The 23,619-nt window shown below is 58.9% G+C and carries 23 protein-coding genes; 5 read left to right on the top strand and 18 right to left on the bottom strand.

Features of this window, described 5'->3' with window-relative positions; all coding sequences use genetic code 11:
* Window positions 1–43 precede the first annotated feature (43 nt).
* Window positions 44–1,078 carry a TIGR03571 family LLM class oxidoreductase gene (locus tag LG371_RS07590; RefSeq protein WP_225748185.1) on the top strand — a complete coding sequence of 345 codons (1,035 nt, stop codon included), beginning with the start codon at window positions 44–46 and terminating at the stop codon, window positions 1,076–1,078.
* A gap of 90 nt (window positions 1,079–1,168) precedes the next feature.
* Here LG371_RS07590 and LG371_RS07585 read toward each other — a convergent pair whose 3' ends face one another.
* Window positions 1,169–1,513, bottom strand: a complete 345-nt coding sequence (locus tag LG371_RS07585; RefSeq protein ID WP_218916367.1) for a hypothetical protein — start codon at window positions 1,511–1,513, stop codon at window positions 1,169–1,171.
* A 472-nt stretch (window positions 1,514–1,985) separates the two neighbouring features.
* Between LG371_RS07585 and LG371_RS07580 the strand changes: the two genes are divergently transcribed.
* Window positions 1,986–3,368, top strand: a complete 1,383-nt coding sequence (locus tag LG371_RS07580; protein WP_225748184.1) for a nucleobase:cation symporter-2 family protein — start codon at window positions 1,986–1,988, stop codon at window positions 3,366–3,368.
* A gap of 199 nt (window positions 3,369–3,567) precedes the next feature.
* On the opposite strand, the gene LG371_RS07575 is transcribed toward LG371_RS07580, so the two are convergent.
* From LG371_RS07575 to LG371_RS07535, 9 genes are all read right to left on the bottom strand, one after another.
* Entirely contained in the window at window positions 3,568–3,888 is a 321-nt protein-coding gene (locus LG371_RS07575; RefSeq protein ID WP_225748183.1) for a hypothetical protein, read from the bottom strand.
* Between the two features lie 119 nt (window positions 3,889–4,007).
* Window positions 4,008–4,451 (bottom strand): hypothetical protein, encoded by a 444-nt coding sequence (locus LG371_RS07570; RefSeq protein WP_067593813.1) that lies wholly within the window; start codon window positions 4,449–4,451, stop codon window positions 4,008–4,010.
* Window positions 4,452–4,517: 66 nt separating this feature from the next.
* Window positions 4,518–5,372: a metal ABC transporter permease gene (locus tag LG371_RS07565; RefSeq protein WP_067593810.1), complete on the bottom strand. Its 855-nt coding sequence runs from the start codon at window positions 5,370–5,372 to the stop codon at window positions 4,518–4,520.
* Entirely contained in the window at window positions 5,365–6,240 is an 876-nt protein-coding gene (locus tag LG371_RS07560; protein ID WP_225748182.1) for a metal ABC transporter permease, read from the bottom strand. The genes LG371_RS07565 and LG371_RS07560 overlap by 8 nt, the downstream gene beginning before the upstream one ends.
* Window positions 6,234–7,181 (bottom strand): ATP-binding cassette domain-containing protein, encoded by a 948-nt coding sequence (locus tag LG371_RS07555; RefSeq protein ID WP_067593804.1) that lies wholly within the window; start codon window positions 7,179–7,181, stop codon window positions 6,234–6,236. The genes LG371_RS07560 and LG371_RS07555 overlap by 7 nt, the downstream gene beginning before the upstream one ends.
* Complete coding sequence (locus tag LG371_RS07550) at window positions 7,181–8,062, bottom strand: metal ABC transporter substrate-binding protein (protein WP_067593801.1); 882 nt, start codon at window positions 8,060–8,062, stop codon at window positions 7,181–7,183. Before LG371_RS07550 ends, LG371_RS07555 begins: the two co-directional genes overlap by 1 nt.
* Before the next feature lie 385 nt (window positions 8,063–8,447).
* Window positions 8,448–9,917, bottom strand: coding sequence for a phosphatidylserine/phosphatidylglycerophosphate/cardiolipin synthase family protein (locus LG371_RS07545; RefSeq protein WP_225748181.1), 1,470 nt, complete (start codon window positions 9,915–9,917; stop codon window positions 8,448–8,450).
* 8 nt (window positions 9,918–9,925) lie between these two features.
* Window positions 9,926–11,479 carry an FAD-dependent 5-carboxymethylaminomethyl-2-thiouridine(34) oxidoreductase MnmC gene (gene mnmC, locus LG371_RS07540; protein WP_225748180.1) on the bottom strand — a complete coding sequence of 518 codons (1,554 nt, stop codon included), beginning with the start codon at window positions 11,477–11,479 and terminating at the stop codon, window positions 9,926–9,928.
* Complete coding sequence (locus LG371_RS07535; protein ID WP_067593793.1) at window positions 11,476–13,623, bottom strand: AsmA family protein; 2,148 nt, start codon at window positions 13,621–13,623, stop codon at window positions 11,476–11,478. Before LG371_RS07535 ends, mnmC begins: the two co-directional genes overlap by 4 nt.
* 341 nt (window positions 13,624–13,964) lie before the next feature.
* Between LG371_RS07535 and queA the strand changes: the two genes are divergently transcribed.
* The 3 genes from queA to LG371_RS07515 all read left to right on the top strand — a co-directional run bounded on the left by queA (window position 13,965) and on the right by LG371_RS07515 (window position 16,798).
* On the top strand, window positions 13,965–15,008 hold the full coding sequence (gene queA / locus LG371_RS07525; protein ID WP_067593790.1) for a tRNA preQ1(34) S-adenosylmethionine ribosyltransferase-isomerase QueA: 1,044 nt from the start codon (window positions 13,965–13,967) through the stop codon (window positions 15,006–15,008).
* 157 nt (window positions 15,009–15,165) lie between these two features.
* Window positions 15,166–16,374, top strand: coding sequence for a tryptophan synthase subunit beta (gene trpB, locus LG371_RS07520; RefSeq protein ID WP_067593787.1), 1,209 nt, complete (start codon window positions 15,166–15,168; stop codon window positions 16,372–16,374).
* Between the two features lie 172 nt (window positions 16,375–16,546).
* Window positions 16,547–16,798 (top strand): hypothetical protein, encoded by a 252-nt coding sequence (locus LG371_RS07515; RefSeq protein WP_225748179.1) that lies wholly within the window; start codon window positions 16,547–16,549, stop codon window positions 16,796–16,798.
* Window positions 16,799–16,853: 55 nt separating this feature from the next.
* On the opposite strand, the gene LG371_RS07510 is transcribed toward LG371_RS07515, so the two are convergent.
* From LG371_RS07510 to LG371_RS07475, 8 genes are all read right to left on the bottom strand, one after another.
* The gene (locus tag LG371_RS07510; protein ID WP_067593784.1) at window positions 16,854–17,573 is read right to left on the bottom strand and encodes an SDR family oxidoreductase; all 720 of its coding nucleotides are present in this window, start codon (window positions 17,571–17,573) and stop codon (window positions 16,854–16,856) included.
* A 333-nt stretch (window positions 17,574–17,906) separates the two neighbouring features.
* Window positions 17,907–18,575, bottom strand: coding sequence for a ribose-5-phosphate isomerase RpiA (rpiA, locus tag LG371_RS07505; protein ID WP_067593781.1), 669 nt, complete (start codon window positions 18,573–18,575; stop codon window positions 17,907–17,909).
* Window positions 18,576–18,692: 117 nt separating this feature from the next.
* Window positions 18,693–19,325, bottom strand: a complete 633-nt coding sequence (locus LG371_RS07500) for a hypothetical protein (RefSeq protein ID WP_225748178.1) — start codon at window positions 19,323–19,325, stop codon at window positions 18,693–18,695.
* A gap of 66 nt (window positions 19,326–19,391) precedes the next feature.
* The gene (ispF, locus tag LG371_RS07495; protein ID WP_067593775.1) at window positions 19,392–19,877 is read right to left on the bottom strand and encodes a 2-C-methyl-D-erythritol 2,4-cyclodiphosphate synthase; all 486 of its coding nucleotides are present in this window, start codon (window positions 19,875–19,877) and stop codon (window positions 19,392–19,394) included.
* Between the two features lie 209 nt (window positions 19,878–20,086).
* Window positions 20,087–20,677 (bottom strand): GTP cyclohydrolase II, encoded by a 591-nt coding sequence (gene ribA / locus LG371_RS07490; protein ID WP_225748177.1) that lies wholly within the window; start codon window positions 20,675–20,677, stop codon window positions 20,087–20,089.
* Window positions 20,678–20,815: 138 nt separating this feature from the next.
* The gene (locus tag LG371_RS07485; RefSeq protein ID WP_225748176.1) at window positions 20,816–21,508 is read right to left on the bottom strand and encodes a GAF domain-containing protein; all 693 of its coding nucleotides are present in this window, start codon (window positions 21,506–21,508) and stop codon (window positions 20,816–20,818) included.
* Window positions 21,509–21,763: 255 nt separating this feature from the next.
* Window positions 21,764–22,318 (bottom strand): RDD family protein, encoded by a 555-nt coding sequence (locus tag LG371_RS07480; RefSeq protein WP_225748175.1) that lies wholly within the window; start codon window positions 22,316–22,318, stop codon window positions 21,764–21,766.
* A gap of 183 nt (window positions 22,319–22,501) precedes the next feature.
* Window positions 22,502–23,587 (bottom strand): 3-deoxy-7-phosphoheptulonate synthase, encoded by a 1,086-nt coding sequence (locus tag LG371_RS07475; protein WP_305054842.1) that lies wholly within the window; start codon window positions 23,585–23,587, stop codon window positions 22,502–22,504.
* Window positions 23,588–23,619: the final 32 nt, after the last annotated feature.

Here is a 23,619-nt window from a genome sequence, read left to right as displayed (position 1 = left end):
ATATAATAAACACAAGCAAACCTCATCAAGCGGAGAAACCATCATGAACAACATCCCCAATTTTTCCATACTCGGTCAGGACAACAGCCGCCTGTTTGAAAACGCGGCGGAAACGTCGTCTGAAAACCGCCGGCTTTTGCCTGAATTGGCGTCGCACAAAGCCTTTTCGCAGGTATTCCAAAAAGACAGACTCACCGTCGGGCTGATTGCACCGTTTAAAGGCTATCCCGACTCGCCTTTCCCAAACATCGAAGACTTGGGCGAAACCGCCGCACTGGCGGAAAAGCTCGGCTTTGCCGCCCTGTGGCTGCGTGATGTGCCGTTTTACGACCCCAATTTCGGCGACGTGGGGCAGGGGCTTGACCCGTTTGTCGCACTCGGCTATCTGGCGGCAAAAACGCAAAACATCGCCATCGGCACGGCGGGTTTGGTGTCGCCGCTGCGTGAACCCATCCACATCGCCAAAGCCGCCGCCAGTGCGGAGGTTCTGACCGGCGGACGCTTTATTTTGGGTTTGTCCAGCGGCGACCGCCCCGTGGAATATCCCGCCTTTAAAGCCGATTTCGACAACCGCGCCGAACGCTTCCGCGAAAGCTGGGACATGATACGCACGCTGACCACGCAGGATTTTCCCAAGTTTGACGGCACGCACTACGGCAGCCTGAACGGCAACATCGGTTTCATCCCCAAAATCCCGCACCGCCTGCCGATGGTCGCCATCGGACGCGCCAGACAGGAATTGGGCTGGCTTGCCAACACCGCCGACGCGTGGATTTGGCACGGTGTAAACCCCAAAGACACGGCAAAAATCGTCAATACGTTAAAAGAGTTGAACCAAGACGGGCATTGGCGTCCGTTCGGCTACGCCAACTGGGTCGAGCTTTCGGAAAACCCCGACGAACCGGCAAAACTCTACAACAACATCTACCTGCGCGGCGGCAGCAAAGGGCTTTTGGAATTTTGGCAGCAGCAAAAAGAACAGGGCTTAGCACACACCACCATCAACCTCAAACCCAACCGCCGCCCCGTTGCCGAAACCTTGCAGGATTTGGCGGAAAACGCGCTGGCGAAGCTGTAATGAAAAAGAGGCTACCTGAAGAATTCAGCCGCACAACACTCTGCTGTGCGGCTGAATTCTTCAGGTAGCCTGTTGGGATTCGGGCGGCGGCTATTCGGAGTATTGGTAAGTGAAGACCAGGCGGTCGGTCACGAAGCGGCCGGTGGGCTGGCAGCTGGCGTTGTATTGCTCGCGCGTGCCGGTTAATACCACGCGCCGCTCGGTTACCACATTGCCGCTAACGTTGTAGACCAACTCCCCGCAATTGCTCGAGAAAACCCTTGCCTGGCCTGTGTAGCGGTTGCCGCGCCGCTGGCCTTCAAACAATACGGTGCCAGACTTCACTCCGGCGCCACGCATGCGTGCGGTGGGGTTTTCATAGCTAAAAACGCGCGCATTGCCTTCGGCCTGCAGGCGCATAACCGAACCGTTGTGCAGCCAAAATGAATCGGCCATAGCAGCGGCAGGCAAACAGAACAAACCTAAAATCCATATTTTTTTCAGCATAATGACGTTCTCCGTAGTGAGTTGGCCGATGTTGGCTTGATTGCCCCTTGGCCTTTGCAGTATAGCAGCTAGGAGAGCCTGATGAGCAGATTAGTTTGATAAATATCAATGATATGCCGCTTTACTCGGTTTGCTGTTGTTAATTGGCGCCGTCTGCCTGCTTGAGATACCGGCAATGAATCAGCCCTATGTATTTGGGAAAATGGGAAATGGATTTTCAGGTAGCCTCCTTACCCGCAGGAGGCTACCTGAAAAGGCAAATAAGTTTCCGCAAAAAGCCACATTGCCGCGCAGTGAAAACCGGAAGGGCAATCGCGCAGGCTTTCCCGCCATCGGCAAACGGCGGTACAATCGCGCCCATTTATTTTCTGCGGCCGCAGCGGTGTGGCTGCGTTTTCTGTATTTCAAACAAGGAATCATCATGGCTGATGCCAATATGCGAGCCGCCGCCGAAGCGGATTTGGTGTACAAACTGGAAGACAAGCCGCCTTTTGCCAATGCGCTGTTGAGCGCGATCACGCATTTGCTGGCAATTTTCGTGCCGATGGTAACGCCGGCGCTGATTGTGGGCGGGGCGTTGAACCTGCCTGTGGAAACCACGGCTTATCTGGTGTCGATGGCGATGGTGGCTTCCGGCATCGGCACGTTTTTGCAGGTGAGCCGCTTCGGGCCGGTGGGCTCGGGCATGCTGTCGATTCAGTCGGTGAACTTTTCTTTTGTGGGCGTGATGATTTCGCTGGGCCTGGGCTACCAGAAAGAAGGCCTGAGCACGGATGTAATGCTCTCCACGCTGCTCGGGGTGTCGTTTGCCGGCGCGTTTTTGATTTGCGCTTCGGCTTGGGCGCTGCCTTATCTGAAACGGGTGATCACGCCCACAGTGAGCGGCGTGGTGGTGTTGCTGATCGGTTTGAGCTTGATTGATATCGGGATTACGGATTTTGGCGGCGGTTTCGGCGCGAAGGGCACGGAGGCGTTCGGCTCGGTGCAGAATATCGGGCTGGCGGGCTTTGTGCTGGTGATTGTGTTGCTGTTCAACTGCATGCGCAATCCGCTGCTGCGCATGAGCGGCATTGCGGTGGGCTTGGTGGCGGGCTATGCGGCGGCGTTGGTGATGGGGATTGTGGATTTCACCCCGCTGCAAAATGCGCCGCTGTTCACGCTGCCGGTGCCGTTTAAATATGGCTTTGCCTTTGATTGGAGCGCGTTTTTGGTGGCGGGCACGATTTATCTTTTGAGCGTGTTTGAGGCGGTGGGCGACCTCACGGCCACGGCGATGGTGTCTGGCCAGCCGTATGAGGGCGACGAGTTTCAGCAGCGCCTGCGCGGCGGGGTGTTTGCCGACGGCTTGGTGTCGGTGATTGTCACGGCGCTGGGCTCGCTGCCGCTGACCACGTTTGCGCAAAACAACGGTGTGATTCAGATGACGGGCGTGGCTTCGCGCCATGTGGGGCGCTATATTGCGGCGATTTTGGTGCTGGCGGGGCTGTTTCCGGTGGTGGGCCGCGCGTTTACCACGATTCCGAGCCCGGTGCTGGGCGGGGCGATGGTGCTGATGTTCGGCCTGATTGCCATCGCGGGCGTGCGCATCATTATGACGCACGGCATCAACCGCCGCGAAGCGGTGATTGCGGCCACTTCGGTGGGCATCGGCTTGGGCGTGGCTTTTGAGCCGGAGGTGTTTAAGGCGCTGCCGGAGGTGTTCCGCAATGCGATTGCGGCGGGCGGGATTATGGCGGTGGTGCTGAACCTGATTCTGCCGCGCGATGAGCAGGATCGGTCGGTGCAGTTGCAGGATGCTGAATAATCAGGATTCTTAGCTGCATGACGTTTTAACGAAATTCACTTTACTCACTTTCAGGTAGCCTTTCCGGTGGAGGGGCTACCTGAAAAAATTGGGCGACAGGCGTTTGCTTCCGGGCGGCGGTATGGCGATACCGCTTGGGGAAAAGGCTACCTGAAGACGGTTTGTGCGTTTCAGGTAGCCTTTTTATTGGGTGGCGGGTTTAGCCAAAGCTGCAATTTTTGTATTGGTTTTCTTTTTGCTTGAGGGTGGCGCGCAGTTTTTTGCTGTGCTGCGGGTGTAGCTTGCCTTCGGCCAGTTTTTGTTGGATGGCGTCGATTTCGCGTTCCAGCTCGTGTTTGTATCGGGTGAGGCGGTAGGCGAGGTCGGCTTGGTATTGCTCGCGTTCGCTGAGGAGCTGCTGATGCAGGGTTTGCCAGGATTTGATTTTGCTTTTCGGGAGTAGTGGGATTTTGTAGGAGAGCTCGACGGTGCGCCCGCCGCACTGGGGGCAGCGGAAGCAGACGTAGTTGGTGTTGCTCATGATGGGTTTCTGGGTGGAAAGGCTACCTGAAAAGGGAAAAGGTTTTCAGGTAGCCTATGTTTGAGTGAACCGGATTGGCAGGCTGGATAGCAATTTATTGTATTTCTGGGCTGTGAAAATCAATTTGTTTTAATTAGCATCAGCTGTTTATGTTTCTCTTGAATAAAACTCGTTGTATCGTAAGGAATGTAACCCGCTTCACCTTGATGACGCCTGTTTTCTTCCACGGCTTCATCCAATGATTGCAGGTATGCCTCGGCATTATGCTGGCAGGGGATCTGTGTGCCGGTCAGATGGGATTGTCGCAGCAAAATTTGTGGCTCAGCAATGGGGCGTAATTGGGTATTAGGAGGGTAGGGCATATCCAGCGGTTTTGCCTGCTGTAAAAACCATTGGGGAACGGTAAGCCCTGTTTGCCTGTATTGGATATTTCCGCATGCGGGTTCGAAGGACATGATGTTGGAACTGCCTTCATACGGCAATTCCTTGGTGCTGAAGTAGGTTTGTGCATTTACTGCGCCAGATAACACTATGGCAGAAAGCAGGCAGGATAGATGCTTCATTAAGCTAACCTATGGATGAGAAGAAATTGGAAATAGGCTACCTGAAAAATTTCAGGTAGCCTCTATTCATTCGGCAGCGGTTTCTTCTTTTTTGTCAAACGCCTGCCGCAGTTTGGCCCAGCCCAGCGCGAGCACGAATAAGATGGCCTGCAAGATGACGATGCTGGGGCCGGTGGCAGAATTGAGGTGGTAGCTGAGCAGGGTGCCGGCCAGGCTGGTGAACACGGAGGCGAACACGACGATGATCATCATGCGGTCGAAGCGTTTGGTGAGCAGGAAGGCGGTGATGCCGGGGGAGATGAGCATGGCCACCACCAGCACCACGCCGGCCACCTGCATGGCGGTGATGATGGTGAGGGCGAGCAGGGTGAGCAGGCCGTAGTGCAAGAGCTGCGGGTGCAGGCCGGCGATGCGGGTTTGCGTGGGGTCGAAGCAGTAGAGCAGGAAATCGCGCCGTTTCAGCAGGATAAGCAGCGCCACGGCGGCGCAGATGGCGAAGGTTTGCAGCAGCTCTTCGCGGCTCACGCCCAGCACGTTGCCAAACAGGATATGGGTGAGGTGTTGGTCGGTTTCCACTTTGGTAAATAACACGATACCAAGCGCAAACATGCCGGAAAACACGATGCCCATCACCGTATCTTCCTTTAGGCGGCTGTTGTTTTTCAGGTAGCCCACGCCCACCGAACACAAGAGCCCGGAAGCAAATGCGCCCGCGGCCAGCGGAATACCGAGCACAAATGCCACCACGATGCCGGGCAGCACAGCATGCGACACCGCGTCGCCCATCAGCGACCAGCCTTTGAGCACCAGATAGCAGGAGAGCAGCCCGCAGGTGATGGACACAATCAGCGCGGTGAGCAGCGCATTTTGCATAAAGGGGAAGGCCAGCGGCTCGGCAAACCAATTGATGATTTCAGACACGGCCGGCCTCCGTTTCTTCTTCGATGGGCGGCATGGCGCCGAACTTCTGCCGCAGCAGGCCGTATTTGGGCGCAAACACAAAAGCCAGCAAAAACAGTAGGGTTTGCAGGCACACAATTACGCCGCCGGTGGCGCCGTCGAGGAAAAAGCTGATGTAGGCGCCAACGGCGCACGTGCCGATGCCCAGCGCCACGGCAATCAGCGCCAGCTTGCCGAAGCGGTCGGTGAGCAGGTAGGCGGTGGCGCCGGGCGTGATCACCATAGCAATCACCAAAATCGCGCCCACGGTTTGCAGCGCGGCCACCACGCAGGCGCTGAGCAGGCAGAAAAACAAAATCTTATAGCGCAGCGGCGACAGCCCCACCGCCACCGCCTGCGTTTCATCAAAAAACACCAGGAGCAGGTTTTTCCAGGTGAGCAGCAAAAACAGCAGGCACACGCCGATGATGATGGCTACCTGAAAAATATCTTCGTCGGCAATGCCCAAAATATTGCCGAGCACGATTTCCTGCACGTTTACCGAAGTCGGGTTCACCGACACGATAAACAGCCCGACCGCGAAGAAGGTGGTGAAAATAAAGCCGATAATGGCGTCTTCTTTCAGGTGGGTCAGTACCTTAATCCACAAAATCGACAGCGCCGCCAAAATGCCTGACACAAACGCGCCGGCGGAATAGGGCAGACCGAGCGCATAAGTGACCGCCACGCCGGGCACCACCGAGTGCGACAGCGCATCGCCAATCAGCGACCAGCCCTTAAGCATCAGATAAGCCGACAAAAACGCGCAAATTCCGCCCACCGCCGCGCTCAGCACGATGGCCTTCACCATGTATTCGTAGGCAAACGGCTCCAGCAGCATTTCTAGCATGAGCCTTCTCCCGCGTTTTCATTTTTATCCGCATTTTCAGCGGACTGCTCCGCACAGCCGGCCTTGGCGCCGTTGCAGCAGGGCACGGCAGGCGGGTCGTTTTTGGTTTGGCCGTAGAACACGGCGGGGCGTTCGTCGTCGGTGAGCACGGTAACCACGCGCTGGTCTTCGTCGTCGTGCAGGTGGCTGCCGGAGAGTCGGAAGTGGCGCAGCACGCCGCCGAAGGCCAGCTCGAGGTTGTGCTGGTTGAAAGTGCTTTCGGTGCTGCCGGCGGCCAATACAGTGCGGTTGATCATCACCACTTGGTCGCAGAAATCGGGCACCATGCCGAGGTTGTGGGTGGACACCAAAATCAGGTGCCCCTGTGCGCGCAGCTGGCCGAGCAGCTCCACAATCGCGTCTTCGGTTTTCACGTCCACGCCGGTGAAGGGCTCATCCAGCAGGATGATTTTGCTCTGCTGCGCCAGCGCGCGCGCCAGAAACACGCGTTTCTTTTGCCCGCCGGAAAGCTCGCCGATTTGCCGGTGCGCCAAGTGTGCGATGTTCACCCGCTCCATCGCTTCCTGCACCTTGCGTTTGTCTTCCGCTTTGGGCAGGCGCAGAAAATTCAGGTAGCCATAACGCCCCTGCATCACCACGTCGTACACCGACACCGGAAATTGCCAATCCACTTCCTCGCTCTGCGGCACATAGGCCACCAGGTTGTGCTTGAGTGCCTGCAACACGGGCAAGCCGCACAGGCGGATTTCGCCCTCGCGCGGCTTGATTTGCCCCATCAGGCTTTTAAACAGGGTGGATTTCCCGCTGCCGTTCACGCCCACTAAGGCGCAGGTGGTGCCGCCTTCCAGAGAGAAAGACACGTCGCGGATGGCGGTGTGGCCGTTGCTGTAGCGAACCGTTACCGATTCAACGCGGATGGAGGCAGCGGGTTGGTTTGGCATTATTTTCCGAATCCTCTAACAATGGTGGAAACCGTGGTGTTGAGCAGGTCGAGATAAGTGGGCACCGGGCCGTTTTTGGCGGAAAGCGAATCCACATACAGCACGCCGCCGTATTTGGCGCCGGTTTCGCGCGACACTTGGCGCATCGGGCGCGGCGACACGGTGCTCTCGCTGAACACCACCGGGATATGGTTTTGCCGCACGGTATTGATCACGCGGCGCACCTGCTGCGGCGTGCCCTGCTGCTCGGCGTTGATCGGCCACAGATACACTTCTTTGAAGCCGTAATCGCGCGCCAGATAGCTGAAGGCGCCTTCACTGGTTACCAAAAAGCGCTGGTTTTGCGGCACGCGCGCCAGTTTTTCGCGCAGCGGGCGATCTAAGTTGCGGATGCGCTGGGCGTAGGCGGCGGCGTTGCGGGTGTAGGTGGCGGCGTTGCGCGGGTCGTGTTTGATTAACGCGTTTTTAATGTTTTCAACATAAGTTAAAGCATTGCGCGTAGACATCCAGGCATGCGGATTGGGCGTGCCGCGGTAGGGGCCTTCGTGGATCGACATCGGCGTGATGCCTTGGGTAACCACCACTGCCGGCTTGTTGCGCACGTTTTGGAAGAAGCGCTCAAACCAGCGCTCCAGGTTCAGCCCGTTCCACAACACCAAGTCGGCGGATTGGGCTTTGGCGATGTCTTGCGGGGTGGGCTGGTAGTCGTGGATTTCCGCGCCGGGCTTGGTAATCGATTCCACCGTGGCCGCATCACCCGCCACGTTTTGCGCGATGTCTTGGATGACGGTGAAGGTGGTGACCACTTTGAATTTGGCATAGGCCGGCGCGGCGGCGCCCATGGCGGCCAACACGCACAGCACGGATAAAAATCGACGCATTGTTTTCTCCTAAACTTAAATTTCGCTTGAACGATATTGCTTCGGTATAGGCATCAGCCTGCGCCGTATAGTATATCAAATAGGAATTTCTATCAATAATAGAAAGAAAGAATCTATCACTCTGATAGAAATCAATAGCCATATTTAATGTAGGGCTATTTTATGCCGATTCCGCCCAACATTTCCAGTAATCATAGCTAAGGGCTATGGCGGCTTTGCCGATTTAAATGTTTAGAGGCTACCTGAAAATCGGTAGGGCTACCTGAAAAATAAAGCGCAAAGCAAACTGATATCGGATTCAGTATGAATCAGGATAAGGAAGGGCAACGCAGGCTTAGTTTAGCGAATACGCTGAATTTATTTTTTCAGGTAGCCTCTTGCCTGCTTAGGCGGGCGGCGGCTTGTTTGCCGTATCGGCAGATTTTTTCTGCCGGCGGAACCGTAGGAGCTGGCGCACGGCGTGGATGGTGGTGGAAAGGCCGCTGGCCAGCAGCAGAAACATCACCGGCGCCACCAAGATATAGGGCGCAAACCACAGCAGCGCCACCACCGCCAGCATGGCAATGCCCAAGCTCAGGTAAGACTTGGCTTCGTTTTCGTCTACCGTGCGCGTGCCGTAGAAATTGCCGCGAAACACGCTGGAGAGCTGCAAGAGCTGGCGCGCGGCGGCCTGCGCCTGCTGGCGGTTGGTGATGCGGCGGCGCGAGAGCATCAGGTGGCGACGCTGGATGGCGGCGCGTCGTTCGCTTTCGTTGAGCACGATTTCGGTGGCGTTGCTGAGGTCTTCCAAAAACATCTGCTCCAACTGCCGCACCACTACCGGGTCTTCGATTACCACGTCTAATTCGCGGTTGATGTGCCAGCTGGCGAAGTTCAGATTGGTGGAGCCCACTCGCGCCCACTGGCCGTCGGCGATGGCGCTTTTGGCGTGAATCATCGGCCCGTTCCACTCAAACACGCGCACGCCGGCTTCGAGCAGGCTGCGGTAGCGCGTGCGCGACACGCGGCCGATCCAGCGGATGTCGGAAGTGCGCGGCACCAGGATGCGCACGTCCACGCCGTCGTTGGCGGCGTTGATGAGCGCCTGGGTGTAGAGGCGGGTGGGCATGAAATAGGCGTCGGTGAGCCACAGGTTGCGGTTGGCCAGCGCCAGCGCGTTTAAATCCAGCCGCATCATGTTATTGTTGCTCGGCGTGGTGGCAATCACGCCCGCGCGCACCGTGCCGGCATGCTCGCGGCCGCGGCGGCGGATATTTTCAGGTAGCCTTCTGCCCTGCGAGCGCAAGGTGTCGGACAAAGCCTGAATCACTTCGCCCACCGCCGGCCCTTGCAGCTTCAAGCCCGTGTCGCGCCACGGCGCCACGCCCTCGGCCGGGTTGCCCTCCCACGCCGACGACACGCACAGCCCGCCCACGAAAGCCGTGTGCCCGTCGATCACAATCGATTTGCGGTGATCGCGCGAAAACAGGCCGAAGCCGCTGGCGAAACCGAGCGGGTTGTAGGCCACCACGTCTGCACCCGCCTGCTTGAGCGGCGCAAAAAAGCAGCGTAACACCGGCCACAGGCTGCCCAGCCAGTCGTACACCAACACCACGCGCACGCCCTGCCGGCATTTTTCTATCAGCAAATCGCGCAGGCGGCGGCCGAAACCGTCGGCGGCAAAAATATACATTTCAATCAGCACATATTCTTCCGACGCCTCAATCGCTTCCAGCCAGGCGGGGAAGTTTTCGCCGCTGTCTTTCAGCAGCACCACCGAATTGCCGGCCTGCATTTCGCTGCTGCCGGAACGGGCGCGGAGCTGCTCCAGCAGCGGGTGCGGCTGGGCGAAGAAATTTTGTTGGTTGTGCGGCATAAGTTTGATTACAAAGCGGTTTGATGATGGATGATTTGGCGGATGAGCAGGCGGTTGGGCGCAAGCGCGGCGGCCACTTTCGGCTCGGCGGGCAGCGGCTGGCCGAGCATTTGCGCCGCCACCAGCTCGCCGCACAGCGGGGCGGTGGCCAGGCCGCGGCTGCCGTGGCCGCTGTTGGCAAACAGGCCGGGCAGATGGGGGCAGGGCTGCTCGGGCAGGGGGTAGTTTTTGTCGTGCGCGAGCTTGGCGTATTGCAGGCGCATGGCCGCCCAGTCGCCCAGTGCGCCCACGGCGGGCAGGTGGTCGTAGCAGTCGGCGCGCACGGCGGCGTGGCCGGCTTGGTAGTTAGGCAGGGCGGCGGCCAGCTCGGGCGAGAGGCGGGCGAGTTTGGCGTGGTTGGCATCATCTTCGGCGGAAACGATGGCGCTGCTGCGGCTGTTGGGCACGAAGCTGGCGCCGAAGCAGTGTTGGCCGAGGTATTCGGGCGAGATGTAGCCGTCGGCGCTCAGGGCGCAGCGCAGGCGTCGGCTGAAGGGCGAGGCGCCGGCCAGGCTGGTTTGGCCGCGGATAAATTGCAGCGGCAGGGCTTCGGGCAAAATATCGGCCAATTGCTCGGCACCGCAGCAGAAGATGATGTGGCTACCTGAAAAAATTTGCTCGCCTTGCGGGGTGTTGACGGCCAGCCGCCATTCCTTACCGTGGCGTTGCAGACCGGTGAGGCGGTGTCGGGTGAGCAGGCGGATGCGGGGAGATTCGAGCAGGGCGGCGGCGAAGGCGGGCGGGTTGAGCCACGCGCCTTGCGGCCAAAACAGGCCGTCTTGCCCGGCCAGCGGGATGCCGGCCAGGGCGGCGGCTTCTGCGGCGCTCACGGCGTGATACAGATGGCGGTTGGCGCTTTTTGCGGCCAGCTGGCGGTTGCGGCGGGTTTCGCCTTCGTTGTGGTTGAGGTGCAATACGCCGCAGGGCTGCCAATCTGGGCTGGCGGGCAGGACGTGTTCGAGCAGGCGGCGGCTGTAGCCGTAGCTGCCGAGCAGGAGGCGGGTTTGCAGGGTGGGGTGGGCGGAGATTTTGGCGTAGAGCAGGCCTTGGCGGTTGCCGGAGCCGGCGCGGGCGGGCTGCGCTTCTTGTTCGAGGATCAGGCTTTCGATGCCGCGGCGGGCGAGGGCGTGGGCGGTGGTGGCTCCGGCGATGCCGCCGCCGATAATCAGCACGCGCTCGATCGGCAGGGGCGGCGGGGCGATTTGCCAGGGTTTATTTTGGCACGGTTGCTGTGGCGCGGGCGGGCGGTTTTGCCAGAGCAGTGTGCCGAAGCCGTATTGTTGCAAGGTTTCGGCGGCGGAGGCGGGCAGCAGGTAGAGGTCGCGTTGCAGCGGATTGGTGTGGGCGGGGATGAAGTTGGCGGCGGGGGCGGCGCAGGTTTTCAGGTAGCCTTTTCCGGGCTGCTGGAGGCTACCTGAAAAATCGTCGCTGAGAAAAATGCAGGCAGCTTGGGGATAGCGAAGGAGGGCGGCGGCAAGTTCCTGCTCGGCGGGGATGCTTTGCCAGATGAGGGCTGGGGTCATGGTTGGGTGTTTTCGGGGAGTTTTTGTATCCATTGCCACTGCTGTTGCAGCACGTCTTGCAGGGCGCGCTGTTTTTGCTCGGGGGTTTGCAGGTTGCCGGTGATGCGTTGGTAGTCGAGGGCGAAGCTGGGGCGGCTGATGCTGCCGTTGATTTTGAGGGGCAGCCACAGGCCGTGGCCGGCACTGGCGAGGATGGCGTAGTTGAGGGTGTTGTTGCGGATGTCGAAGTTGCCTTGGCCGCTGAGGTTGAGGCTGTCGCTGCTGAGGCTGAGGCGGGGGGTGGTGCCGATGCTGTTTTCTACGCTGGCTTCGATGTTGAAGTGGCGGAAGGGGGTGCTGCTTTCGGCGTTGTAGCGGATGAGGCTTTGGGCGGGGAGGTTGGCGGGCTGGTTGAGGAGTTTGCCAAGGTTGATGCCCTGCCAGGCGCCGTTGTCGAGCATGATTTGGCCTTGGCCGGCGAGGGTGGTGTGCCATTCGCTGCGGTTGAGACCTTCGGCGCCGATTTGGAAGGTGGCGTTGCCGCGGCCGCTGAGGTGGTTGAAGCGGAAGGCGTCTTGCAGCAGGGGTTTGATTTGGATGTTGCTGAAGTGGAGGGCGGCTTCCCATTTGGGGCGGCTGCCGGAATGGAGGGTGGCGCTGCCGGTGGCTTGGCCCTCGTAGAGCTGCATGCGGATGGATTCGGCGCGCAGTTGTTGGGCGTCGAGCTGTAGGGCAGAGTGGAAGTTTTGGATTTGCAGGCCGGCGCTTTCGAGGGTGCCGACGTCGAGGGTGAGCCGGATTTGGCGGCGGCGCAGGGCTTGCGGCCAGTATTTGAGCCAGAGGGGCTCGGCGGTGTCTTCGGGGTTGCCGCTGTCGGGGAGGTAGCCGTTGAGGGAGAGTTTGGCCAGGCGAGCTTCGGCGTCGATGGTGTAGTTCTCTTCGCCGGGGCGGCCGGAGATTTTCAGGTAGCCTTCGTTGTTGTCGAGGCTGCCTTGCAGCTGTGCCTGCCAGCCGTCTGCTTTGCCGGCGATGCTGCCGCGCCATTGGCCTACCCAGGAGGGCATGCTGCGGGGGGTGGCGGTGTGGCGGGTGTTGAGGAAGAGGTTGTCGGCTTGGAAGCCGCCATCGGGCAGGGTTTGGAATTGGCCGTTGGCGCTGTAGCTGCTGCTGGCGCCGCTTTGCTCGAAGGTGCCGTTGATTTGGAAACCGCCGATTTCGAGGGTGCGGCTGGGGTAATGGTAGGCGGCTTTGTTGATGCTGCCGCTGCCGGAGTGGAGCGGGGCGGCGCTGTCTTGGCCGGATTCGGGCTCGCTGGTGAAGACGATGTGGGTTTCGGGCAGGACGATGCCGGCGGGGGAAATCTGCCAGTTGCGGGTGTTGCCGGTGAAGCTGAGCGCCCAGCCGGGAATCTGCATGCTGAGCCGGCCTTCTTGGGTGTTGAGGCGGCTTTGTTCGGCGGTGTAGTCGGCGTTGCCTTGCCAGGAGGCGGTGAAGGGCTGGCCGCCGGGCAGGTAGCCGGCGAGGCTGGCTTGGAGCTGCTCGATATGGCTGCCGTCGTAGCTGCCGGCGGCTTGCAGGCGGTATTCTTGGGGGGTGAAGAGGCTGGCTGTGAGGTCGAAGCTGCCGCTACCGCGGTCGATAAAGCCGGATACCTGGCGCAGGGATTGTTTTTGCTCGCCGTACTGGATGCGCAGGCTGCTGTTGTCGAGCTCGATGCGCTGGGGCAGGGCGTGGTTGCCTGAGCTGTCAGCGGTGAAGCCGGCCACTTCCCAGCGCCCGTTTTCCAGCTGCTGGATATATACGGTGGCGCCGTTCAGGCTCAGGCTGTGGATGTCGGTGCTGCCCCATAATGCCGACCAGCCAAACGAAATCTGCATCGATTCGGCATTCAGCGCCGGCCCTTGGTTTTGCGGGCGGGTGAGGCCCACTTGGTGCAGCACCACATGGGGGTAGGGAAACCAGCCGCGCTCGATTTGCCCGCCGTGAAACACGAATTGGCGCCCGCTGCCCGAGAGCGCAGCATCGGCGGCTTGGCGGATATGTGCCTCGCTAAACAGGTGCCGCAGCCCGAAATGCGCGCCCAAACACACCAACAACGGCACAAGCAGGCCGAAAAACAGGGTTTTCAGCCAGAATTTGCCGGAGTAGAGCCGTGTAATCATCATTGAGCCGCGCGGAGGAATCCAAACCAGCCGAAAGGTAGCCGCTTTAAGCCCGTCTGGCAAGGGTTTTAGCCGATTTTTGCAGAACAGGCGGGCAAAACGGGCAGGGCAGGGCGGCGCAATATAGTGGATGAAATTTAAACCAGGACTGCGTTGCCTCGCCTTGCCGTACTACCTGTACTGTCTGCGGCTTCGTCGCCTTGTCCTGATTTAAATTTTATCCACTATAACTAAGGCTACCTGAAAATCACCACCCCAAAATTTTCAGGTAGCCTCAGCCAAATCGGGATACAGCCCGCCGAATGGTTATATAATGCCGCCTTTTCCCCCAGCCCGAGCGCACCATGCAGCTTGCCGATTTCGATTTCCACCTGCCCGAACACCTCATCGCCCAGCAGCCCCCCGCCACGCGCGGCAGCAGCCGCCTGCTCGACGCCCGCCCCGGCCGCCCCCTGCAAGACAGGCAGTTTGGCGAGCTGCCCGGCCTGCTCGAAGCAGGCGACCTGCTCGTGTTCAACAACACCAAAGTCATGAAAGCCCGCCTTTTCGGGCACAAAGCCAGCGGCGGCCGCATCGAAGCCCTGATTGAGCGCGTGGAAGGCGAGCACACCGCCCTGGCGCACATCCGCTCTTCCAAATCCCCCAAGCCCGGCAGCATTTTGCAGTTTGACGGCGGCATCCAAGCCCAAATGCAGGAGCGCGCCGGCGAACTCTTCCGCCTGCAATTTTCAGGTAGCCTCAATGTGTACCAAATCCTCGAGCAAACCGGTCGCCTGCCCCTGCCGCCCTACATCGAACGCGCCGCCAACGCCGCCGACGACGAACGCTACCAAACCATCTACGCCAAACACCAAGGCGCCGTAGCCGCCCCCACCGCCGGCCTGCACTTCACCCCCGAGCTGCTCGCCGCCTTGCAAGAAAAAGGCATCCGCCACGCCGAAGTTACCCTCCACGTGGGTGCCGGCACCTTCCAGCCCGTGCGCAGCGAAAAAATTGCCGAACACAAAATGCACAAAGAATGGTACAACATCCCCACCCAAACCGTTGAAGCCATAGCAGAAACCAAAGCGAGCGGCAAACGCGTGTGGGCAGTCGGCACCACCTCCATGCGCAGCCTCGAAGCCGCCGCCCAAAGCGGCCGCTTGCAAGCCGGCGCCGGCGACACCGACATCTTCATCACCCCCGGCTACCGTTTTCAGGTAGCCGACGGCCTGATTACCAACTTCCACCTGCCCAAATCCACCCTGCTGATGCTCGTGAGCGCCTTTTCCGGCGTCGAACACATCCGCGCCGCCTACCGCCACGCCATCGGGCAGCAATACCGCTTCTTCAGCTACGGCGACGCCATGCTGCTCACCCGTGCCGAAGGCGTTGAAAAGATTGGCTGAAAACACTTCCGTGTTCCCGAATTATTTTTCAGGTAGCCTCAAGCCGCACAAAAGGCTACCTGAAAAAGCAAGTAGCACACCATCAGGCTACCTGAAATAAAAGGCTACCTGAAAATCGCTTCATTCTCATCCAGTCCATCCCCACAAGGAGAAAACCATGCCCCAAGAACACCTCAACCCCCTCGTCCTCCCCGACACCCAAGGCAACTTCGGCCAACACGGCGGCCGCATCGGCCATCCCGCCCTCGCGCAAGCCCTCGCCGAGCTCGAAGCCGGCTTCCACAGCATCATCCGCGATGCCGATTTCATCAACGAAATGAAACGCCTGCAAGCCACCTACGTCGGCCGCCCCAGCCCCATCTACCACGCCCGCACCCTCTCCCGGCGCGGCGCCCAAATTTTCCTCAAACGCGAAGACCTCAACCACACCGGCGCCCACAAAATCAACCACTGCATCGGCGAAGTCCTGCTGGCCAAAAAGCTCGGCAAGCAAAAAGTCATCGCCGAAACCGGCGCCGGCCAGCACGGCGTCGCCCTCGCCACCGCCGCCGCTTTGCTCGGCCTCGAATGCGAAATCCACATGGGCGTGGTCGATATCGCCAAAGAGCATCCCAACGTATCGCGCATGAAAATCCTCGGCGCCAAGCTCGTGCCCGTATCCGCCGGTGCCGGCACGCTCAAAGAAGCCGTAGACAGCGCGTTTGCCGCCTATCTCGAGCAAATCGACAGCAGCATGTTTGCCATCGGTTCCGTGGTCGGCCCCGCGCCGTATCCCGAAATGGTGGCCTATTTCCAAAGCATCGTCGGCCACGAAGCGCGCGAACAATTCCAGCGGGAGCAGGGCGGTTTGCCCGACGAAGTCATCGCCTGCGTGGGCGGCGGCTCCAACGCCATCGGCCTGTTCAACGCCTTCATTGACGATAAACAAGTTGCCCTGGTCGGCGTCGAGCCCGCCGGCGAAGGCCTCGACAAGCCCGGCCGCCACGCCGCCACCATGAGCAAAGGCCAATTCGGCAACATCCAAGGCTTCAACTGCTACTACCTGCAAAACGAAGATGGCACGCCCGCCGCCGTGCATTCCATCGCCTCTGGGCTCGATTACCCCGGCGTCGGCCCACAGCACTGCCACCTGAAAGACATTGGCCGCGGCCGCTACGAAACCGCCACCGACGCCGAATGCCTCGCCGCCTTCCTCACCTTGTCGCGCGAAGAAGGCATCATCCCCGCGCTCGAATCCGCCCACGCCGTGGCTTACGCCTTGCGCCGCGCCTCCGAGCTCGACAGTAGCAAACGCCTGCTGGTCAATCTCTCCGGCCGCGGTGACAAAGATATCGATTTCGCGCTGGAAAAACTCGGCCTGGAATAATCCGGCCGTAAGCAGGACAGCGGCATCTTAACCGCTGCTGAATCCACACAAAGCAAAGCCGTCAAACCAGGAAACTAGTTTGACGGCTTTTCTGTTTACGAACATCTAACACATAATTTCACATAATATACATTATGCGAACTTTTGTATCATTCGTTTTATATTAGTAAAGGTGTATTTTTATATCAGGCTGAAAAGTTGGCAAGGTTTGTGGGATTTTTGCTGTATGGTTGCTGGGCGGGATGGCTTTGAAGATGGCATGGATATTTTTCAGGTAGCCTTTGAGGAGATATTGGCTGGCAAGTTTGCGATTCTCAGATGCAATGGTGTTTGTTCATCAAACCAAGCAAACGGCGGATATGAAACTTGCCGCTGGATCATCAAACAGTTACCAAGCTTTCGGGAAACAAAAATTTTCAGGTAGCCTCGTGCGCTTGAGGCTACCTGAAAATTTTTGCGCTGATTATCGGCAGGTGTGCTTAGAGATACACAATCTCGCCGCTGCGGCCTTTGCTGTCTTCGCTCATCCAATACACGAAATCGGGGGCGAGCTCGCTGGGTTCGCGGCGGGCGCTGCGGGATTCGCCGGGGTGGGTTTTCATGCGCTGGGGGGAGTTGACGGCGCCGGGCACGAGCACGTTGGCGCGCAGGTTGGGGAAACGCGCCCATTCGTCGGCGGCAACTTTGCAGAGGTAGTTTAAGGCGGCTTTGGAAGCGCCGAAGCCGCCCCAGTAGGCTTGCGGGGTTTCACCGTGGCTTTCGCCGATGAAGGCGACGGAGGCGTCGGGCGCGGCTTGCAGCAGGGGCAGGCAGGCGCGGGTGAGCGCCATGGGGGCGACGGTGTTGATGCGGTATTGGTTTACCCATTCGGCCACGGTTTGGAATTCGAGCGGGGATAAGGCGTAGAAATAGGCGGCGCTGTGGATGATGCCGTTGAGGCGGCCGCCGGTGGCTTCGGCCACGGCTTGGGCGAGGCGTTCGTATTCTTTTTCTTCGGCGGCGAGCAGGTCGAACACGACGGCAAAGGGCTCGGGGCAGCCGGCGGAAACGATGGAATCGTAGATTTTTTCTAGTTTTTTCTGATGCCTGGCCACCAATACGACGGTGGCGCCGGCTTCGGCGCAGGCGCGGGCGGCTTCGGCGCCGATGCCTTGGGAGGCGCCGGTGATGAGGATGACTCGGTCTTGCAGTTTGTTCATGTGGGCTTTCTGTTGATGCGTTGGGTGATGCGTTCGGGCTTGGGGTTTTAGCTTCGCAGAAACTCTGTTTCCTTCGGAAACATCGTTTTCAGGTAGCCTGATGCCTTGGCGAAATCCTTTATAACCGAATGAATGATATTTTGCCAAGCCTTCAGCCTTTTGGCTGCTTGAGGCTACCTGAAAAACGGTTTTGCGGAATAGAAGCGGCATAGCGGTATGGGCATGCGCCCTACCCTATGCCTATTTTCTTGCTCGGAAGCGGGCGGCAACGGGTGGTGCGCCGCCCTGCCCCGGTTTCAGGTAGCCTGCTGTTTGGCGGGATATGCCGGGCAATCAGCCGCCGATTTTGATCACTTCGGCGCCGTTTGGGCGGCCGATGATCAGCACGTGGGCTGGCTGACTGGCGAAGAGGCCGTTTTCCACCACGCCGGGGATGCGGTTGATTTCATCTTCGAGTTTGAGCGGCTCGTTGATGGGCATGTCGTGCACATCGACGATTTTGTGGTTGCTGTCGGTGGTGAAACCGATACGCAGCTGGGGAGTGCCGCCGAATTTGAGCAGTTTGCGCGATACGAGGGAGCGGGCGGCGGGGATGATTTCCACGGGCAGGGGGAATTTGCCGAGGCGGGATACGTATTTGCTTTCATCTACGATGCAGACGAATTTGTCGGCGGCGCTGGCAACGATTTTTTCGGCCAAAAGCGCACCGCCGCCGCCTTTGATCATTTGCAGGCTGTGGTTGACTTCGTCGGCGCCGTCGATATACACGGGCAATTCGTCTACTTCGTTGAGCGCAACTTCCGGGATGCCGTATTGTTTCAATAGGTTGCTGGTGGTTTTGGAGGTGGAGACGGCGCCTTTGATGCGGATGCCGCTCTCGGCCAGGGCTTCGATGAAGAAGTTTACGGTGCTGCCGGTGCCGATGCCGATGTAGGCGTTTTCGGGCACGAATTCGAGGGCTTTTTCGGCGGCGATGCGTTTGAGTTGGTCTTGGGCGGACATGGGTTTCTCCTTGGGCTGGAATCGGGCGGGTTGTTGGGTTTCAGGTAACCTTATTCTACTATGGGGCGGGGATTTAGGTAAGCAGGCGCCCTGCCCTTTTACTGGGATGGATGTGATTCAAAACTTTGCCCAATCGGCAAAGGCTTCGTTGATCTTCCAGCCGCTTTCGGTGAGTTCTGCGGCATCGGCGGGAAGTAAATCCATGATACAGCCTTGCCATGCGCCAGGAAAGCCTGCCTCGCTTGGGTAGGCATATTGTGTTTGTTTTTGCAGGCGTAAATCAGCTTGCAGCAGTATGCTGAGGCGGCTAAGCGATACTTGCACGGCGGTTACGCCTATTTCGTTGAAATAATCTTGACGGAAGCTGAGCAGCAGGCCGCTGTGAGGGCGGCCATAGTTATGTTGCCATATCAGGCTGATCCCAGGTGTCATGTTTTGCTTTGTGCAGGTAACGGGGCTGGGGAAAAAGGCTTGCAGGAAGCTGAAATAGAATGTATCCGGCTTGGCGCTGCAGTAGTAGTGGTTGGCAAGTTTTTGCAGGCTTTCTTCGCGCCATGATAAACGGCCAAGTTTGAGCTCTTGCCCATTGTCGAACTGGCTGGCGGCGATGCGGGGTGTGCCTTTGATTTTACTGGTGAAGGGGGTGAGCTCGGCAATGAAGGCGGGCCAAAAGGCGTGATTGTCGAAATGTTGCCTGATGGCGAGCGGGGAGAGGAGGATGAAATTTTGGTGGAGGTTGGTAAATTTCATGATCACTTGCTTCTTTGAGTGATGCGGCTACCTGAAAACCGGACGGAATGACTACCAGTTTGGGTTTCAGGTAGCCTTTTCCAGCAATACGACGGCTTGGGCTTCGATGCCTTCCATGCGGCCGAGGTAGCCGAGTTTTTCGTTGGTTTTGGCTTTGATGTTGATGTGGTTTTCAGGTAGCCCGAGGTCGGTGGCGAGGTTGGCGCGCATAGCGTCGATATAGGGGCGCAGTTTGGGCTGCTGGGCGATGATGGTGCTGTCGATGTTTACGGCGCGCCAGCCTTGGGCTTGTACGGCGGCATAGGCTTGGCGCAGGAGGGCGCGGCTGTCTGCGTCTTTGTGTTCGGCGGCGGTGTCGGGGAAATGGGTGCCGATGTCGCCGAGGGCGGCGGCGCCGAGCAGGGCGTCGGTGACGGCGTGCAGCAGGGCGTCTGCGTCGGAATGGCCGAGCAGGCCTTTTTCGAAGGGGATGGTTACGCCGCCGAGGATGAGGGGGCGGCCGGGGACGAGCTGGTGGACGTCGTAGCCTTGGCCGATGCGGAATGGGGTCATTTGGGTGCCTTTGGGTGGGTGATATGGGGTTGGGCTGTGAGAAGCGTGGCGTTTGTGCTGCCCTGCTCTCTTTAATAAGCGGATGATTTTTCAGTGGCTGCTATTTTTCAGGTAGCCTTTGGGCGCGGGCGGGAGGCTACCTGAAAAATGATGGCGGCCAAGCGGCGGAGCATGCGCCCTGCCCTGCGTGCGGATGGGCTGCCTGAAAATCAGTTGTCGATGAGGTGGCCGAGTTTGGCGGCTTTGGTTTTCAGGTAGCCTGTGTTTTCGCGGTTGCGGCCGACTTGTAGGGGGACGCGTTCGACGATATGGATGCCGCTTTGCTCCATGATGCTGATTTTATTAGGGTTGTTGGTGAGCAGGCGGATGGACTCTACGCCGAGGTGCTGGTAGATGGCTTGGGCGAGGGTGAAGTCGCGGGCGTCGATGGGCAGGCCGAGGGCGAGGTTGGCTTCTACGGTGTCGAGGCCTTGGTCTTGCAGGGCGTAGGCGCGGATTTTGTTGATGAGGCCGATGCCGCGCCCTTCCTGGCGCAGATAAACAATCAGCCCGCGGCCTTCGCGCTGCACGGCCTGCATGGCGGCTTGCAGCTGGGGGCCGCAGTCGCATTTTTGCGAAAACAGGGCGTCGCCAGTGAGGCATTCGGAGTGGATGCGGGAGAGCACGGGCTCGCCGTTGGCGATGTCGCCCATACTCAGGGCGGTGTGTTCTTGGCCGTTGGGCTGCTCGAAACCGTGCATGGTGAAAACGCCATATTCGGTGGGCAGGCGGCAGGAGGCAATGTATTTGAGCGGGGTCATGGTTTGGCTTGGTGTGTGCGGTGGTTTGTGGGGATGGTTTTCATTTTGTGGAAGCTTGCGCTTTGGCTTCGCAGAAACGCAGCCTTGCTTTGCAAGACATCGGTTCACTTCGTTGAAGCTTGCGCTTTTAGGTAGCCTTTAGCTGGTTTCGCTCTCTTCTTGCAACAGGGCGGCCAGCGGTTCGGCCAAAGCAAGGGCGAGGCCGATCCAACGGCTTTGGGCGGATTCGTCGAAGGCATCGGTTTGCCCGTGCTCCAAATATACCACGCCGAGCACGCGGCCGTTTGGCGCGCACACGGGCACGGCAAGCTGGCTGCCGGGGCGGTGGCGGCTGCCGGCGAGATCGCCGTTTTGCAGCCATTGGGCAACGTTGTGGATCTGGTTGAGCCAGCCGGTTTGGGCGCTGCGGGCGGCCAGGTGGGCAATCTGCACGGCTTCCAAATCCTGCTCTGCGGGAAGCAGCTTTTCCAGCGGCTCGCCTTGGGCGGTGAGCTGGACGAGTTTGCCGGGCGCGGGCAGCAGATACACGGCGGCACTGCGGCAGGGGCTGGCGCTATAAGCGGAATCGAGCGCCATAAAGATTTGGCGCAGTAGGGCGTGGCGCGCTTCGGTACGCGGCAGATGGTCGGCCAGGGCGGCTTCTGTGTCGCGATACCACAAGATTTCGGGCTCGATTTCCGCCCTGCCCCCGGCCATCACGCTGCCGGCGGTGAGCATAGCGATTTGCACGGCTTCGAGCGGCAGTTTCAGGCCTTGGGTTTGCAGGTAGTCTTGAATCAGTTCGGCGCTCATGGTTTTCTTTGGCGGGATGGCGGTGGGGAAAGTGGGCAATGATACTGCCGGGGCGGGGAAATGACAATTTATAGCGGGTGAACTTAACTTGCGCGGCGGGCTATGGCCGCCCTGCCCTGCGGTTTGGCTAAAGGCTACCTAAAAGCGCAAGCTTCAACGAAGTGGACCGATGTCTTGCGAAGCAAGGCTGAGTTTCTGCGAATCGAAAATATGATTGAGACTACCTGAAAATCCGTCCGCGATAAAGCCGGGGTTTTCAGGTAGCCTTTCAGCCTTTGGCTTGGCTGACGCGGCTTAGTTTTTGATGACCAGGGTTTTGGCCAGCAAGTCTTGCAGGGTTTGGCGGTTGCGGCTTTCCATGAAGAGCATGACGATGCAGACGATGGTGGCAACGAGTGTTAATAGATTGCCCAAGTTTTCGCTGAATAGGCCGATGATGGTGAAAATCATATTGTAGGCAAATTCGCGTACGAGCACGTATTTTACGAAGCCGGGATTGTCGCCGTCTTCGGTGATCACTCGGATGCCCACGAGTTTTTTGCCGATGCTTTGGCCGTCGCGCATCATGATGACCAAGTTGTAAATCAACAGGCCGAAGAAGGCCCCGATAGCAATGACGGCCAAAGCTATCACTCCCCCTTTGCCCACCCCGGACGCTGCCAGCAACGGCAACAAAATGCTAGCCAATACAAGGATGCAGACAAAGGGTAAAACATCCACAATTCTGGCGCCTATCCGTTGCCAAGGGGAAGCGAGCTCCACTTCCATTTCATCGGCATCGTGTTCCAATGCGGTGGCTGCGTAGGCTTGGCGGAAGTCTTCGTTTGGGTTTCCACGGAAATCTTGCATGAGTGTTCTCCATCGGGCGGTGTATGAAAATGAGGCAAACGGCGGCGGGAAAGCCGGATCGTTTGCCTGATTTTTGTTTTGCCCTGCTGTTAAATAGACGTTGTTGAGGGAGCGTGGATTTTAACAGTTTGCGGGAATTTGTAAATATTATCGTTTTTAACTTCGCTTTTCAGGTAGCCTCGTTCACACCCTACCACGGTTGGCTTCGGCCATCAGGGCGAGCAGCTCTTCGGTGGTGTCCCAGCCGATGCAGGCGTCGGTGATGCTTTGGCCGTAGGTTTCGGGTTTGTCTTGGCGGCCTTCCACGAGGTGGCTTTCCACCATGATGCCCATGATGTTTTGCTCGCCGTTTTGGAGCTGGGCGGCCACGTCTCGGGCCACTTCCATTTGGCGGGTATAGTCTTTGCGGCTGTTGGCGTGACTGAAATCAACCATCAGTTTGGGCGTAACGCCGGCTTTGGCGAGCTGCGCGACGGCGGTTTTCACGTGTTCGCTGCTGTAGTTGGGCTCTTTGCCGCCGCGCAGGATAACGTGGCAGTCGGGGTTGCCGGCGGTGTGGACGATGGCGGAGTGGCCGGCTTTGGTAACGGAGAGGAAGTGGTGCGGGTGGGAGGCGGCGCCGATGGCATCGATGGCGATTTTGAGGTTGCCGTCGGTACCGTTTTTGAAGCCGACGGGGCTGGAGAGGCCGCTGGCGAGCTCGCGGTGCACTTGGCTTTCGGTGGTGCGCGCGCCGATGGCGCCCCAGGAGATGAGGTCGGCATAATATTGCGGCGTGATCATGTCGAGGAATTCGGTTGAGGCGGGCATGCCGAGGTTGTTGAGGTCGAGCAGCAGGCGGCGGGCTTGGCGCAGGCCGAAATTGATGTCGAAGGTGCCGTCGAGGTGGGGGTCGTTGATGAGGCCTTTCCAGCCGACTGTGGTGCGGGGTTTTTCGAAATAAACGCGCATCACGATGAGCAGCTCGCGTTCGTATTTTTTGCGAAGGGGGAGCAGGCGGCGGGCGTATTCGAGGGCGGCTTTGGGATCGTGGATGGAACAGGGGCCGATGATAACGAGCAGGCAGTTGTCTCGGCCGTGCACGAGGTCGGCGATTTGGCGGCGGGTGTTTTCCACGAGCTCGGCGGCTTCTTTCTGTTTGAGGCTACCTGAAAATTTTGGGTTTGGGCGCTTGGCGGTTTTAGCTTCGCAGAAACTCAGCTTCCTGCGGAAACTTCGTTTTAACTGCGTTGAGGCTTGTGCTTTCAGGTAGCCTTTGAGCGGAAGCAAAGTTTTGGTTTGCCGACTCTCTTTCTAATCCT

The sequence above is a fragment of the Eikenella sp. Marseille-P7795 genome (assembly GCF_916618725.1).
Lineage (GTDB): Bacteria > Pseudomonadota > Gammaproteobacteria > Burkholderiales > Neisseriaceae > Eikenella > Eikenella longinqua.
The sequence above is the reverse complement of the archived record's forward strand: the minus strand, read 5'-3'. Positions and strand labels throughout refer to the sequence as shown.